A 13,381-nucleotide genomic window follows, 5' to 3' on the forward strand; every position below is an offset into this window, starting at 1 on the left:
GCGCGCATCAGCAATGGAGTCTCAATGTCGATCGTCATCCGCGACGTGCGCGAGCACGAGCTCGATTCGGTCCTGGCCCTGAACAACAACGCCGGACTGGCGATCCTGCCGCTGGATTCGGCCAAGCTGCACCGCTTCTACGAAACCGCAGAGTACTTCCGCGTCGCCGAGCGCGACGGCAACCTGGCCGGCTTCCTGGTCGGCTTCGGCAGCGACAGCGACCACGACAGCAGCAATTTCGCCTGGTTCCGCGAGCGCTACCCGCAGTTTTTCTATATCGACCGCATCGTGGTGGCCAGCCGCCGCCGCGGCGGTGGCGTCGGCCGGGCGTTCTACGCCGACGTGCAGAGCTACGCCGAGTTGCGCTACCCGCAACTGGCGTGCGAGGTTTTCCTGGATCACGGCGCCGATGCGGCGCTGCTGTTCCATGGCAGCTTCGGTTTCCGCGAAGTGGGCCAGAACACGATGAACGAAGTGGAGGTGCGTGCGAGCATGCTGTTGAAGGATCTGTGCAGTTACGCCTGGGTGCGCGAAACCTACGGCGACACCCTGCCCGAACTGCCCTGGGCCGGCCATGCCCATCGCCTGCAGCGGGCGCAGCGCCCGACCGGGACCTGAGCGTGTCGTCGGTGAATCTGGATTTCGAGCAGGCCGGCGAACTGAAGATCGGCCAGGTCGGCATCGCCAACCTGCGCGTGCGCACGCTGGACGTGGCGCGGCTGAGCCAGGAGATGCGCGAGCGGGTGCAGCGCGCGCCCAAGCTGTTCGGCCGTGCCGCGGTGATCATCGATTTCGGCGGGCTGGCGCAGACCCCGGACACGGCCACCGCGCAGGCGCTGCTGGACGGCCTGCGCGACGCCGGCGTGCTGCCGGTGGCGCTGGCCTACGGCACCCGCGAGATCGAGGAGCTGTCGGTGGCGCTGGGCCTGCCGCTGCTGGCCAAGTTCCGCGCGCAGTACGAGCGCTTCGATGGCGGCGCACCCGCTGCGGCGCCGGCACCGGTCTCGCCGCCGCCCCCGCCTCCGCCACCGCCCGCTCCGGCGGCGCGGCCGCAACCCGGGCGCATGCAGAAGAGCGCGGTGCGCTCCGGGCAACAGCTGTATGCCGAGAATTGCGACCTGACCGTGGTGGCCACCGTCGGCGCCGGCGCCGAGGTGATCTCCGACGGCAGCATCCACATCTACGGCAGCCTGCGCGGCCGCGCCCTGGCCGGTGCGCAGGGCAACACCGAGGCGCGGATCTTCTGCCGCGACTTCCACGCCGAACTGGTCGCCATTGCCGGCCACTACAAGGTGCTGGACGATATTCCCAAGGAACTGCGTGGCAAGGCCGTCCAGGTCTGGCTGGAGCAGGACCAGATCATGATCGCCGCGCAAGACTGACGCGGCCCAACCACGAACGTATCAGGAGATAGTCCTTTGGCTGAAATTATCGTTGTCACCTCCGGCAAGGGCGGCGTCGGCAAGACCACCACCAGCGCGAGCCTGGCCTGCGGGCTGGCGCGACGCGGCAAGAAGGTCGCCGTGATCGACTTCGACGTGGGCCTGCGCAACCTCGACCTGATCATGGGCTGCGAGCGCCGCGTGGTGTACGACTTCGTCAACGTGGTGCACAACGAAGCCACGCTGAAGCAGGCGCTGATCAAGGACAAGCGCTTCGACAACCTGTTCGTGCTGGCCGCCTCGCAGACCCGCGACAAGGACGCGCTGACCCAGGAAGGCGTGGAGAAGGTGCTCAAGGACCTGGCCGCCGACGGCTTCGACTACATCGTCTGCGATTCGCCGGCCGGCATCGAGAAGGGCGCGTTCCTGGCGATGTACTTCGCCGACCGCGCGGTGGTGGTGGTCAATCCGGAAGTGTCCTCGGTGCGCGACTCCGACCGCATCCTGGGCCTGCTCGACTCCAAGACCCACAAGGCCGAGAGCGGCAAGAGCCTGCCCGCGTTCCTGCTGCTGACCCGCTACAGCCCGGCGCGCGTGGAGACCGGCGAGATGCTCAGCATCACCGACGTGGAGGAAGTGCTCGGCCTGAAGGCGATCGGCGTGATCCCCGAATCCGGCGACGTGCTCAACGCCTCCAACAAGGGCGAGCCGGTGATCCTGGACGCCGAATCCCCGGCCGGCCAGGCCTACGAGGACGCCGTGGCGCGCATCCTCGGCGAGGAACGTCCGATGCGTTTCATCTCCGTGGAGAAGAAGGGCTTCTTCACCAAGTTGTTCGGAGGGTGAGCATGGGACTATTCGATTTCCTCAAGACCAAGAAGAACACCGCCGAAACCGCGAAGAACCGCCTGCAGATCATCATCGCGCAGGAACGCAGCCAGCGCGGCGGCCCGGACTACCTGCCGCTGCTGCAGCGCGAGCTGCTGGAAGTGATCAAGAAGTACGTCAACATCGACGCCGACGCGGTCAAAGTGGACCTGGTCAAGGACGGCGAGCACGACGTGCTCGACATCTCCGTCGCCCTGCCGGAAGGGCCGACGCCCTGAGGTCGCGCGTCGGCCGTGGCCGACGCCGCGGCTGACGCATCGTCGGGACCGGCGCCGCGATGGGCCGTGCCTGCCGTTCCCCGGGCGCGCCGGCCGCGCCCTTTCCGTCCCGACGAAGTTCACCCGATGCAGACCGATACCGCCCTTCCCGCTGCCGCCGCCCAGGTGCTGACCGTGGGCGCGATCGGCCTGGACGCGCCGCGCGCGCTGCTGGCCGGCTACGGGTTGGCCCTGCATCGCGTCGCCGACGGCGCCGCCATTCCCGGCAGCTACTGGGGCGAGCCGGAGGCGGGGGTGATCGCCAGCGACGTCTATGTGCGCGACGACACGCCGGTGCATTCGCTGCTGCACGAGGCCTGCCACCTGATCGTGCTGCCGCCGCAGCGGCGCGCGCAGGTGCATACCGATGCCACCGACTCGGTGGAAGAGGAAGACGCCACCTGCTACCTGCAGATCGTGCTGGCCGACGCCCTGCCCGGCGTGGGCCGTGCGCGGCTGATGGCGGACATGGACGCCTGGGGCTACACCTACCGGCTGGGTTCCACCCGCGCCTGGTTCGAACAGGACGCCGACGACGCGCGCGCCTGGCTGGCGCAACGCGGGCTGCTGCCGGCGCAAGCCTAGCCCGTCGTCCTTACGGCGCAGGCGACGGCGGCGACGCCCCGGGGCGCTTCAGCGCGCTGCTCAGGTCCAGTGTCGCGCGGGTCCCGCTGCCGGCCAGCGAATCCAGGTGCAGCGCCCAGCCCAGGTGTTCGCACAGCCGCGCGATCAGGTCCAGGCCGATGCCGCTGCCCTCGCGGCTGCCGCCGCCGCGTGCCATGCGCATGTAGATCGCGCTGATCTCTTCCGGACTCATGCCATGGCCGGGATCGTCGATGCACACCACGCCCGGCGCCGGCATGGTGATCTCGATCCGGCCCTTGTCGCTGTTCTCGATGGCGTTGCGCAGCAGGTTGCCGATGGCCACCTGCAGGATCGCCAGCGGCGTCTCCACCTCGCACGGCGGCAGCGGCGCCAGGGCCAGTTCCAGGCGCTTGTCCGCGCACAGGTGGCGATGGTCCTCGACGATCTCCGGCAGCAACTGGTCCAGCCGCACCAGGTCGCTGCCACGCGCCATCCGCGCCGGATCCTTGGCCAGCACCAGCAGCAGCGAGATGAGCTGGCCGACGCCGCTGGCGGTACGGCGGATGCGCAGCAACTGGTTGCGCACGCTGGGCGGTACGTCGTGCTGCTCCAGCGCCAGCTCGGCGGCGCCGCCGATCACCGCCACCGGCGTGCGCAGTTCGTGGCTGGTGCTGTCGATGAAGGCGCGCTCGCGCTCCACGAACAGGTCGTTGCGCGCCAGGTAGTCGTTCAGCGCTTCGGCGATCACCACCTGCTCGGCGCTGGCGCGCGGATGCACCTCGATGCGCTGCCCGGGCCGGTCCGGGCGCAGGCTGCCGATGCGCTGGGCCATGTCGATCAGCGGCTGCACCACCCGGCCCATGCCCCAGGCCACCAGCGCGCCGAGCAGCAGCACCGCCACCGCGTTGGATACCAGCATCCACAGCGCCAGGTTGTCCTCGTGGTCGTGCAGTTCGGTGATGTCCAGCGCCAGCGCCAGGCGACGGCCGCGCACGTCCTGCACCAGCACGACCTTCTCGCTGCCTTCCAGTTGCACTTCGTCGTGCAGGCCCGGACCCAGCGCCGTCACTGCCGGCGGTAGCGGTGCGCCACCCTCGTCGCCGTACAGGCTCACGGTGCGGGTGTCGATCCAGCGATAGTCCGGGTCGGCCGCGCTGCGCGCCAGGAAGTGGTCCAGCTCGGAGGTCAGCAACGAACGCCAGGTGAGCTGCTCGGCCTGGTCGTTGACGATGTAGCCATGCACGAACACCGCCAGCGACAGCAGCGCCGCGTAGCCCACCAGCCACAGGGTCAGCCGCTGCCGCAGCCCGGCCCTAGTCGGCATGCTCGCCCTCGTGGGGGCCGACCACCGCCAGGCGGTAGCCGATACGCGGCAGGGTGTGGATCAGCTTGGCCGCGAACGGGCCGTCGACGCTGCGGCGCAGGTCGTAGATGTGCGAGCGCAGCATGTCCCCGTCCGGCGGCTCGTCGCCCCACAGCGCCTGCTCCAGGCGATCGCGGGTGACCGCGGCCGGGCTGGCCTGCATCAGCACCTCCAGCAGCTTGCGGCAGGCCGGGTACAGGTGCAGGGTGCGCCCGCCGCGGGTCACTTCCAGCGTGGACAGGTCCAGCTGCAGGTCGCCCACGCGCAGCAGCTTGCTGCGGCCGCGGCCGCTGGCACGCACCAGCAGCGCTTCCAGCCGCACTTCCAGTTCCGGCAGCGCGAACGGCTTGGTCAGGTAGTCGTCGGCACCGGCACGGAAGCCGGCGATCTTGTCCGGCAGCTCGTCGCGCGCGGTCAGCATGATCACCGGCACGTCGGCATGGTGCTCCTCGCGCAGCGCACGCAGTACCTGCTGCCCGTCCAGGCGCGGCAGCATCCAGTCCAGGATCAGCGCGTCGTAGCGCTGGGTGGTGGCCAGGTGCAGGCCGGTCACGCCATCGGGCGCCGCGTCCAGGGTGTGGCCGCGCACCTCGAAGTAGTCGAACAGATTGGCGACCAGGTTCCGGTTGTCTTCTATGACCAGCAGCCGCATGGGGGCGCTCGAATTCGGGGGACTGACCCGCCCATGCTAGCGGAAGCGTGTCGGAACGCCGTCAGAACGGCCGCGCGCCTTGATCGAATCTCAATAAAACCTGGAAAGGATCCCAACACGGCGACGTCAGGCTGCCTTCCGCGCCGGCCGCCGGCACGCGTGGCCCGGCGCTTGCATCAGTGCGGCGGTGCGCAACCTTCGCTGAAGCCCTGGCCCTCTCACCGGCAGTTCCGACAGCTATCCGACACCGGCAACCTGACCATGCCCCCACTTTCCCGCCGTCCCTGGCCGCTTTCGTCGACCATGATCAGTACGCCCCTGCGATTGTCCGCTGCGGCGGCGCCCCACCTCGGCGCACGCCGGCACTTCTATCTGTCCCACCTCTGGGTGCCGCTGGCGCTGGTGCTGCTGGCCAGTGGCCTGCTGATGGGCCTGGGCGGGGATTTCTGGATCGCCGACCTGCTGTATCGCTGGGAAGGCGGGCAGTGGGCGCTGAAGGATGCGGCGCTGACCCGTAGCCTGATCCACCACGACGGCAAGATGCTGAGCGCGGCGGCATGGGCGGTGACCGCCGCGCTGGCGGTGTGGGCCTGGCGCCGTCCGGATGCCCGCCGCTACCGGCTGCCGCTGCTGTACCTGCTGCTGGCGGTGGCGCTGAGCACCGGCGTGGTGTCGCTGCTGAAGTCGGTGACCCACATGGACTGCCCCTGGGACCTGACCCGCTACGGCGGCGAGCGGATCTTCGTGGGCCTGTTCGAGACCCGCCCGGCGGGCATGCCGCGCGGGGTATGCTTCCCCGCCGGTCATTCCAGTGCCGGCTATGCCTGGGTGGGGCTGTACTTCGTCGCGCTGGCGCTCAAGCCGGCCTGGCGTTGGCCGGCGCTGGCGATCGGCCTCGGGGGAGGCCTGCTGTTCGGTCTTGGCCAACAGCTGCGCGGCGCGCATTTCATGTCGCACGACCTGTGGACGCTGGCCCTGTGCTGGGGCGTGGCACTGGGCCTGTACCGGGCGATGCTGTGGCCGCGTGCGACCCCGTCGCAGGCCGATCGACGCCCTTCCACTACCAACGACTCCGCCGCATGAGCCATTCCGTCGCCCCGCCCTCGCCGTCCACCGCCTCCCGCGCCCGCTGGTGGGCCTGGCGTCCGCAGTTGAGCAACGAGATGCTGGCGCTGGCGGCCAGCGCGTTCTTCGCCCTGGCCTGCAACGGCATGTTCTGGCGCAGCGCGATGAGCGGCCACGGCGGCGACGTGAAGCTGGCGCTGTCGCTGTTCCTGCTGCTGCTGGCGGTGCACGGCCTGCTGCTGGGCCTGCTGCTGTGGCGCGGCATCGCCAAGCCGGTGCTGACGGTGCTGCTGATCACCACCGCGTTCGCCGCGCACTACATGAACAGCTACAGCGTCTACCTGGACGCGGACATGCTGCGCAACGTGCTGGCTACCGACCACAAGGAATCGCGCGAGCTGATGACCCCGGCGCTGATCGCGCCGCTGCTGTTCTACGCGGCGCTGCCGATCCTGGTGCTGTGGCGGGTGCGACTGATCCGGCGTTCGCCACTGAAGGCGCTGGCGATCCGCGCCGGCTTCCTGGTCGGCATGCTGGCGCTGGGCGGCGTCGCCGCGATGCTGTCCTTCCAGGACCTGTCGGCGATGATGCGCAACCATCGCGAGATCCGCTACCTGGCCACGCCGATCAACTACCTGGTCGCACTGCGGCAGAACTTCAAGTCCGACAGCCCCACGCGCAAGGCGCCGAAGCTGCCGCTGGAACACGACGCCAAGGCCACCGTGCGCGCACCGGGCAGCAAGCCGCGGTTGCTGGTGGTGGTGCTGGGCGAGACCGCCCGCGCGCAGAACTGGGGCCTCAACGGCTATGCGCGGCAGACCACGCCGGAGCTGGCCAAGCGCGACGTGATCAACTTCCCCGACATGCACTCCTGCGGCACCAGCACCGAAGTCTCGGTGCCGTGCATGTTCTCGCCGTTCGGCCGCCACGACTACAACGAGAGCAACATCCGCAAGCACCAGTCGCTGCTGCACGTGCTCGAGCACGCCGGCATCAGCACGCTGTGGCGCGACAACCAGTCCGGCTGCAAGGGCGTGTGCGACGGCCTGCAGATCCAGCACCTGGACGACGCCAAGGATCCGCAGCTGTGCAAGGACGGGCGCTGCATGGACGAGATCCTGCTGCAGGACCTGGCCGCGCAGGTGCGCGCCAAGCCCGGCGACCGCGTGGTGGTGCTGCACCAGCTCGGCAGCCACGGCCCCAGCTACTTCGAGCGCTACCCGGCCGCGTTCCGCCGCTTCACCCCGACCTGCGATACCGCCGACCTGGGCAACTGCAGCCGCGAGCTGATCACCAACGCCTACGACAACTCGCTGCTGTACACCGACCACCTGCTGGCGCGCACCATCGACGCGCTGCAGGCGATGCCCGACTACGACACGGCGATGATCTACCTCTCCGACCACGGCGAGTCGCTGGGCGAGAAGGGCCTGTATCTGCACGGCGTGCCCTACGCGATCGCGCCGCAGGAGCAGACCCATGTGCCGATGGTGATGTGGTTCTCGCCCGGCTTTGCCAGCGCGCGCGGCCTGGACCTGGCCTGCCTGCAGGCGCGGTCGCGCCGCTACGCCGACCAGGACAACCTGTTCCCGTCGGTGCTGGGCCTGATGCAGGTCAGGACCGGCGTCTACGACCACACGCGCGACCTGTTCGCGCAGTGCGCCAGGCCGCAGTGACCGCCCGCTCACGCGCGGTCGTGGCGTAAGCGGGCGCGGCGGCGCCGCCCAGAGCACGCCGCCCGAACTTGCGGCGTTGCGGGCGGGCCACTAGCCTTCCGGGCAATCGCCCTGCAAGGATTCGCCGTGACCCACCGCTCTCCGCTGCTCGCGCTGTGCCTCGGCGCGAGCCTGCTGACGCTGTCTGCCTGCCGCAAGGAACCCGCGGCCGAGACCGCCGCCCCCGCCGCGGCCCAGCCCCAGGGCGAGAGCGCCGACCAGTTCGTCGCCCGCATCAACGAGGAGTACCGCGCGCTGCTGCCGGAACTGACCGCGGCGCAGTGGCTGTCGGCCACCTACATCAACGGCGACAGCGAGCGGCTGGCGGCCAGGGCCAACGCGCGCTGGCTGACCACCCTCAACGGCTGGATCGCGCAGGCGCGACGCTACGACGGCAAGCCGATGTCGCCCGACAGCGCCCGCGCACTGCGCCTGCTGCAGCAGATGACCGCGATGCCGGCGCCACGCGATCCGGCGCGGCTGGGCGAACTGGCCGCGCTGGCGACGAAGATGGAAGGCGCCTACGGTGCCGCCTCCTACTGCACCGGCGAAGGCGACGCGCGCCGCTGCCGGCAGTTGGGCGAACTGGAGGACGTGCTGCGCCGCAGCCGCGACTACGACCAGCAACTGGACGCCTGGCAGAGCTGGCACGCCGCCGTGCAACCGATGCGCAAGGACTACCAGCGCTTCGTCGAACTGGTCAACGAAGGCGCGCGCGACATGGGCTACGCCGACACCGGCGCACTGTGGCGCAGCGGCTACGACATGCCGCCGGCACAGCTCGCCGCAGAGACCGACCGGCTGTGGACGCAGGTCAAGCCGCTGTACGAACAGTTGCACTGCTACACGCGCGGCAAGCTCGACGCCGAGTACGGCAAGGACAAGGGCGAACTCGCCGGCGGCCTGCTGCCGGCGCATCTGCTCGGCAACATGTGGCAGCAGGACTGGAGCAACCTGTGGGACCTGCTGCAGCCCTACCCCGGCGCCGGCAGCCTGGACATCACCGACGCACTGGAGCGGCAGTACCAGGGCAACCTGAGCGCGGCGCTGGCGCGGCGCAACGGCGACACCTCGGTGGACGCGCGGTTCATGGCCCAGCGCGAGGCGCAGTTGCTCAGCGCACGGCAGATGACCGAGCGCGCGCAGGACTTCTACACCTCGCTGGCGATGCCCAAGCTGCCGGACAGCTACTGGACGCGCAGCCAGTTCATCAAGCCGCTGGACCGCGACGTGGTCTGCCATGCCAGCGCCTGGGACATGGACATGGCCGGCGACGTGCGCACCAAGATGTGCGTCAAGCCGAACGAAGAGGACTTCACCACCATCTACCACGAACTCGGCCACGTCTATTACGACCTGGCCTACAACCCGCTGCCGCCGCTGTTCCAGGCGGGTGCCAACGACGGCTTCCACGAAGCCATCGGCGACACCGTGGTGCTGGCGATGACCCCGCAGTACCTGCATTCGATCGGCCTGGTCGACGCACCGCAGGTGGGCCGCGAAGCGTTGATCAACGCGCAGATGCGCATGGCCCTGAGCAAGGTCGCGTTCCTGCCGTTCGGGCTGATGATCGACCGCTGGCGCTGGGGCGTGTTCGACGGCTCGATCGCCCCGGACCGCTACAACCAGGCCTGGTGGGAGCTGAAGGCCAGGTACCAGGGCGTGGCGTCGGCGACGCCGCGGGGCGAGGACTTCTTCGACCCCGGCGCCAAGTACCACGTGCCGGCCAACACCCCCTACACCCGCTACTTCCTCTCGCACATCCTGCAGTTCCAGTTCTACAAGAGCCTGTGCGACGCCGCCGGCTACAAGGGCCCGCTGTACGAGTGCACCTTCTACGGCAACAAGGAAGCCGGGCAGAAGTTCTGGTCGATGCTGCAACGCGGCGCCAGCCAGCCCTGGCAGGCCACGCTCAAGGAACTGACCGGCAGTGAGCGCATCGACGCCGGCCCGCTGCTGGAATACTTCGCGCCGATGCAGGAGTGGCTCAAGCAACAGAACCAGGGGCGGATGTGCGGGTGGGAGGCAGCATCTGCCGCAGCGCAACCCACTGCAGTCCCGGCGCAGAAGCAAGGTTGACGCGGCGCGGCGGGCGCAAAGCCGAAGCGCAGTCGTCAGGACAGACCGTGGAGGTCAGCGCGTAGAGGAAATGCGCGCCGTGCGGATCAGTCAGGCGGGAAAAGAAGCCGCGACATGCCTGAAGTGCTTATCGCGTCCGTGCAGACACGTGCTGCGCCTCGCTGTCGGCCTGCTGCAACGCGAGCGCCGCCCCGTCCTTGGCAGGTGACGCGATCGCCTCTTCCGGTCGCGATGGCACCGCAGAGAGATCGACCTTCACCCGGAACCCCGGGGTATACCCTTCGATCCAGGCATTGCCGCCATCGACCATGACATGTTTGATCTGCTCGGGGCGCGTCATGCCATCGCGCTGTGCCTGCGCCGCGGCATGCCTCAGCGCCGCATCCGGCATAGCGGCCGGGAATCGCTCCTTGATGGCACGAAACAACTGGTCTTCTTCCCGCACTGCCGCCGCCTGCTCCGGCACCTTCAGCGGCACGTGCCAACCCTGCGGCGCGTGGGCTTCCTGCTTCGGCAGATGCAGCCGCCGCATGTGCTCCGACCATTCCGGCGCACCGATGCCCTGCCGCCCCTCGCCCGGCGGCAACGGCCCGCGCAGTTCGTTGACAGCGTCACCGGCCAGCCCGCGCACGCCGCGCGCCAGGAGCGTGGTACCGATCCGCATGGATTCGACATCCTCCCGATACCTGCCGATCATCGGTGCGTACTGCTCCGCGCGCTGGTGCGCCGCCGGGTCTTCCAACACGGAGCGGTCGGGCCGCCCGTTGCCGTCCACCGGCAGGAAGTTGTGCATGCGGTGCGACTCGACGAGCAACCCGCCGACCGCGCTGAACGGATTGCGCGCATCCCAGCCGCCGCTGCTGTTGTCGTAGCCGGCGCGCTGCAGCGTGGCGACTTCCTCGGGCGTGGCGTAGATGCGGACCTGGCCGTAGTGCCGGCTGGCGGCGCTGACGGGGTCGCCGGCCATGACGTGGTTGACGACGTCGGTGCCGCCTTCGGGGATCCGGCGATCCAGGCTGACCGCGCCGTAGGCGTTGAAGGTCTCGCCCTTCAGGCGGAAGTGGTGGGCCGTGACCTGCGCGAGATCGCCGCCCAGGGAGTGGCCGGTGACCGTGACGGCCGGCCTATGCCCATCTCGCTGCGCCTGGCGCTCAGCCAACTCAAGCGCGTGCCTAGTGAACTGGATCGCGTCTGCCACTTGCGCATTGTGGCGAGTCGCCACCATCCCGCCATCGACTCCGAGCCCGTCAAGCAACGGCTGGCGATCGAACTCCGTTCCGCGGTGCGCAACGACCAAGTCACCCGTATCTAGACGTTGGTAGAGCGTGCCTTGGTAGCCGGACGGGCGATCCACATACTCAAGTCGCTTGTAAGCCACCTCGCCGATCACGACAGGCTTGCTGTCCTCTCCTGTCTCGCGCGGCTTTTTATACACGTCATCCGCGAGAAAAGCGTACTGTTGGCTTGTCGGATTCATGGTACTTCCTTAGTGGAAGACAATGTGATCTTGAACAATGCGCGCTGCAATTCCTGCTTGAACTTCTCTGGATCGCGGTGACCCGAATCCGGGTAATTTTCCATCTGGTCGCGTGGATAGCCACCTTTCCAGAAGTACGTCGCAATAGAAGCAGATTTCTCGACCTCGCCCTTGAAAAGCGCAGGCTGAAAGCGGGTTTCCACTTGGTTGCCTGTCGCTCTCAGCGTCACGCCCACGCCACTCAGCGCGAACCTGCATACTCCTTTACCGTAATAGTTCTCGTCGACCATGCCATCCGCGTAGACCGTTCCGACATACGTGCTTTCATCGACCTTCTTGAAGTCGATCGGCATGCCGCTTTCGCCAGGCTTGCTCCACACCCCTTCGATGGGTTCGATAGGCGTGCATTGCTCATGATTGATCATGTCGTAGAAAGCGGTACCCGACACGTACCCGAACGGTCCCGGCGCATCCTCAATCGTCATCGTGATCCGATACGCCTGCGTCGGATGCGGATTCTTGCGGTACACCGGGTCACCATGGGCGTCGACATGAGGACTGGCGGCATTCTCCGAGGCAGTGTTCATCGGGTTGCATCCTGTCAACAAAAGCAGAAGGGAAAAAGCGCAAAGGATCTTGGCGTTCACGGAAAGGGCCTCAGGCCACGAGGGTGCGCCGCGCGGCATGCTCTGCGGCGGCAAGGGCGTCGGTGAGCCGGCGGCAGCCATGGCGCACGTGCAGGCGTTGCATGAGCAGCAAGGCGATCAAGATCGGCAGCGACAGGCCCAGTTCCGGCACCTGGATGAAGAGCGGCAGGGAACCGGGGAGCGCGACGGCCGCCAGGGCAGACAACCACATCAGCAAGGTCATCCCGGCTACCTGCAGGATGGCATGGCACAACTGCCTGGACTGCACCGTCCGCTTGCCACCGGAGCGCAGACGCCACCAGGCGCGCGACGCGCGCACGACCAGCAGCGCCAGCATGCCCACCATGCCCAGTTGCAGCAGAGCACCCAATACCGCCAGTGTCTGGGCCATCAGCAGTGCCGTGCCACCCGCATGACGGTAGGCCAGCGCGGCCATCCCGGCGGTGAGCAGCAGTGCGAGCAGCGCCGTGGTCAGCAGCGCACACGTGCGCCGCACGCAAATCTGCCACTCCTTCGACCACAGCATGTGGGACATGTCACGGCTCCTGCATCGACCAAGTCAGGGAACGGCAGCGCTGTCCCGCACCACGGAAGAGCTTGGCGTCGCCGCCGCTGACCCCACCTTCCCGCTCGTGAACGCATGGGGGCAGACACGCGCATACATCGCGGACGAGTACGCGTTGTAGCAGTACGGATTGGTGACGGTGAACGCGCCCGTGGCCGGATTGATCGGCGCCCAGCAGTCGCTGGGCACGCCGATCGTGCAAAAGAGAAACGGATCGTTGTTGTAGTACGGAATGAACTCGTAGTAGCCGTCAGTCTGCGCCAGAGATGGCGCTGAACTGAAACAGCACAAAAATGAAAGCAACAATAAGCGAATATTCACAACATCTCTCTCCGTGACGAGCCTAGTACTGTTCGTAGACGGGTTCCGTGCAAGCTGTGTAGATGATCTTGCATATCGCCCCAGACTTATTGCTTCTGCCGCAACGTTCTAGAGCAACCTTGCTAGCTTTTGCTGTGCTTCCGGCACCGACAAAGTTGGACGCGCCGTCAGCGAATGTTTTTCCATCAATGCTTGGCTCAGCTACCGCGGCGCACTGATTCTTGTAGGCAAGGCCAATCTTGCAGTTGGCTTCGCCATGAGACGCACATCTCTTCAGCGCATCACTTTCTGCTTCGGACTTGGAGCGCTTGCCGGTTGTCACTCCGTAGCTATTGATGGAGTCCATGGAACCCATCGCTATCGCCCCCCAAGTCTCCACCCACCT

15 protein-coding genes are annotated in these 13,381 nt (G+C 67.7%); 8 read left to right on the forward strand and 7 right to left on the reverse strand.

What is annotated here, in order from left to right; translation table 11 throughout:
• Positions 1-24: 24 nt before the first annotated feature.
• From AC1PMG_RS15885 to AC1PMG_RS15905, 5 genes are all read left to right on the forward strand, one after another.
• Positions 25-618 (forward strand): GNAT family N-acetyltransferase, encoded by a 594-nt coding sequence (locus AC1PMG_RS15885; protein ID WP_019801958.1) that lies wholly within the window; start codon positions 25-27, stop codon positions 616-618.
• Between the two features lie 2 nt (positions 619-620).
• Positions 621-1,382 carry a septum site-determining protein MinC gene (gene minC, locus AC1PMG_RS15890; protein WP_184643995.1) on the forward strand — a complete coding sequence of 254 codons (762 nt, stop codon included), beginning with the start codon at positions 621-623 and terminating at the stop codon, positions 1,380-1,382.
• A 36-nt stretch (positions 1,383-1,418) separates the two neighbouring features.
• Complete coding sequence (minD, locus tag AC1PMG_RS15895; protein ID WP_209029460.1) at positions 1,419-2,228, forward strand: septum site-determining protein MinD; 810 nt, start codon at positions 1,419-1,421, stop codon at positions 2,226-2,228.
• A 2-nt stretch (positions 2,229-2,230) separates the two neighbouring features.
• Positions 2,231-2,488: a cell division topological specificity factor MinE gene (gene minE, locus AC1PMG_RS15900; RefSeq protein WP_017910131.1), complete on the forward strand. Its 258-nt coding sequence runs from the start codon at positions 2,231-2,233 to the stop codon at positions 2,486-2,488.
• 126 nt (positions 2,489-2,614) lie between these two features.
• Positions 2,615-3,112, forward strand: a complete 498-nt coding sequence (locus AC1PMG_RS15905; RefSeq protein ID WP_481109524.1) for a hypothetical protein — start codon at positions 2,615-2,617, stop codon at positions 3,110-3,112.
• 10 nt (positions 3,113-3,122) lie between these two features.
• Here AC1PMG_RS15905 and AC1PMG_RS15910 read toward each other — a convergent pair whose 3' ends face one another.
• Positions 3,123-4,436, reverse strand: a complete 1,314-nt coding sequence (locus tag AC1PMG_RS15910) for a sensor histidine kinase (RefSeq protein ID WP_481109525.1) — start codon at positions 4,434-4,436, stop codon at positions 3,123-3,125.
• Positions 4,426-5,127, reverse strand: coding sequence for a response regulator transcription factor (locus AC1PMG_RS15915; RefSeq protein ID WP_010340248.1), 702 nt, complete (start codon positions 5,125-5,127; stop codon positions 4,426-4,428). The genes AC1PMG_RS15910 and AC1PMG_RS15915 overlap by 11 nt, the downstream gene beginning before the upstream one ends.
• A 303-nt stretch (positions 5,128-5,430) precedes the next feature.
• On the opposite strand from AC1PMG_RS15915, the gene AC1PMG_RS15920 reads away from it, so the two are divergent.
• From AC1PMG_RS15920 to AC1PMG_RS15930, 3 genes are all read left to right on the forward strand, one after another.
• The gene (locus tag AC1PMG_RS15920) at positions 5,431-6,210 is read left to right on the forward strand and encodes a phosphatase PAP2 family protein (RefSeq protein ID WP_481109526.1); all 780 of its coding nucleotides are present in this window, start codon (positions 5,431-5,433) and stop codon (positions 6,208-6,210) included.
• Entirely contained in the window at positions 6,207-7,868 is a 1,662-nt protein-coding gene (locus tag AC1PMG_RS15925; RefSeq protein WP_481109527.1) for a phosphoethanolamine transferase, read from the forward strand. The genes AC1PMG_RS15920 and AC1PMG_RS15925 overlap by 4 nt, the downstream gene beginning before the upstream one ends.
• A 126-nt stretch (positions 7,869-7,994) precedes the next feature.
• Entirely contained in the window at positions 7,995-9,986 is a 1,992-nt protein-coding gene (locus AC1PMG_RS15930; RefSeq protein ID WP_481109528.1) for a M2 family metallopeptidase, read from the forward strand.
• Positions 9,987-10,113: 127 nt separating this feature from the next.
• Here AC1PMG_RS15930 and AC1PMG_RS15935 read toward each other — a convergent pair whose 3' ends face one another.
• The 5 genes from AC1PMG_RS15935 to AC1PMG_RS15955 form a co-directional block, all read right to left on the reverse strand.
• Complete coding sequence (locus tag AC1PMG_RS15935; protein WP_481109529.1) at positions 10,114-11,463, reverse strand: Tle-like phospholipase domain-containing protein; 1,350 nt, start codon at positions 11,461-11,463, stop codon at positions 10,114-10,116.
• Positions 11,460-12,050 carry a hypothetical protein gene (locus AC1PMG_RS15940; RefSeq protein ID WP_481111689.1) on the reverse strand — a complete coding sequence of 197 codons (591 nt, stop codon included), beginning with the start codon at positions 12,048-12,050 and terminating at the stop codon, positions 11,460-11,462. The genes AC1PMG_RS15935 and AC1PMG_RS15940 overlap by 4 nt, the downstream gene beginning before the upstream one ends.
• A 70-nt stretch (positions 12,051-12,120) precedes the next feature.
• Positions 12,121-12,645 (reverse strand): hypothetical protein, encoded by a 525-nt coding sequence (locus AC1PMG_RS15945; RefSeq protein ID WP_481109530.1) that lies wholly within the window; start codon positions 12,643-12,645, stop codon positions 12,121-12,123.
• Between the two features lie 24 nt (positions 12,646-12,669).
• Positions 12,670-12,996, reverse strand: a complete 327-nt coding sequence (locus tag AC1PMG_RS15950; RefSeq protein WP_481109531.1) for a hypothetical protein — start codon at positions 12,994-12,996, stop codon at positions 12,670-12,672.
• Between the two features lie 22 nt (positions 12,997-13,018).
• Complete coding sequence (locus tag AC1PMG_RS15955) at positions 13,019-13,342, reverse strand: DUF4189 domain-containing protein (RefSeq protein WP_481109532.1); 324 nt, start codon at positions 13,340-13,342, stop codon at positions 13,019-13,021.
• Between the last annotated feature and the right edge of the window lie 39 nt (positions 13,343-13,381).

Source organism: Xanthomonas sp. NCPPB 2250 (assembly GCF_056725265.1).

Excerpts from the sequence above, each read along its gene's own strand:
- AC1PMG_RS15885 (WP_019801958.1), top strand. The coding sequence starts at position 25 with ATGTCGATCGTCATCCGCGACGTGCGCGAGCACGAGCTCGATTCGGTC.
- minE (WP_017910131.1), top strand. The coding sequence starts at position 2,231 with ATGGGACTATTCGATTTCCTCAAGACCAAGAAGAACACCGCCGAAACC.
- AC1PMG_RS15905 (WP_481109524.1), top strand. The coding sequence starts at position 2,615 with ATGCAGACCGATACCGCCCTTCCCGCTGCCGCCGCCCAGGTGCTGACC.
- AC1PMG_RS15910 (WP_481109525.1), bottom strand. The coding sequence starts at position 4,436 with ATGCCGACTAGGGCCGGGCTGCGGCAGCGGCTGACCCTGTGGCTGGTG.
- AC1PMG_RS15915 (WP_010340248.1), bottom strand. The coding sequence starts at position 5,127 with ATGCGGCTGCTGGTCATAGAAGACAACCGGAACCTGGTCGCCAATCTG.
- AC1PMG_RS15920 (WP_481109526.1), top strand. The coding sequence starts at position 5,431 with ATGATCAGTACGCCCCTGCGATTGTCCGCTGCGGCGGCGCCCCACCTC.
- AC1PMG_RS15925 (WP_481109527.1), top strand. The coding sequence starts at position 6,207 with ATGAGCCATTCCGTCGCCCCGCCCTCGCCGTCCACCGCCTCCCGCGCC.
- AC1PMG_RS15935 (WP_481109529.1), bottom strand. The coding sequence starts at position 11,463 with ATGAATCCGACAAGCCAACAGTACGCTTTTCTCGCGGATGACGTGTAT.
- AC1PMG_RS15940 (WP_481111689.1), bottom strand. The coding sequence starts at position 12,050 with ATGAACACTGCCTCGGAGAATGCCGCCAGTCCTCATGTCGACGCCCAT.
- AC1PMG_RS15945 (WP_481109530.1), bottom strand. The coding sequence starts at position 12,645 with ATGTCCCACATGCTGTGGTCGAAGGAGTGGCAGATTTGCGTGCGGCGC.
- AC1PMG_RS15955 (WP_481109532.1), bottom strand. The coding sequence starts at position 13,342 with ATGGACTCCATCAATAGCTACGGAGTGACAACCGGCAAGCGCTCCAAG.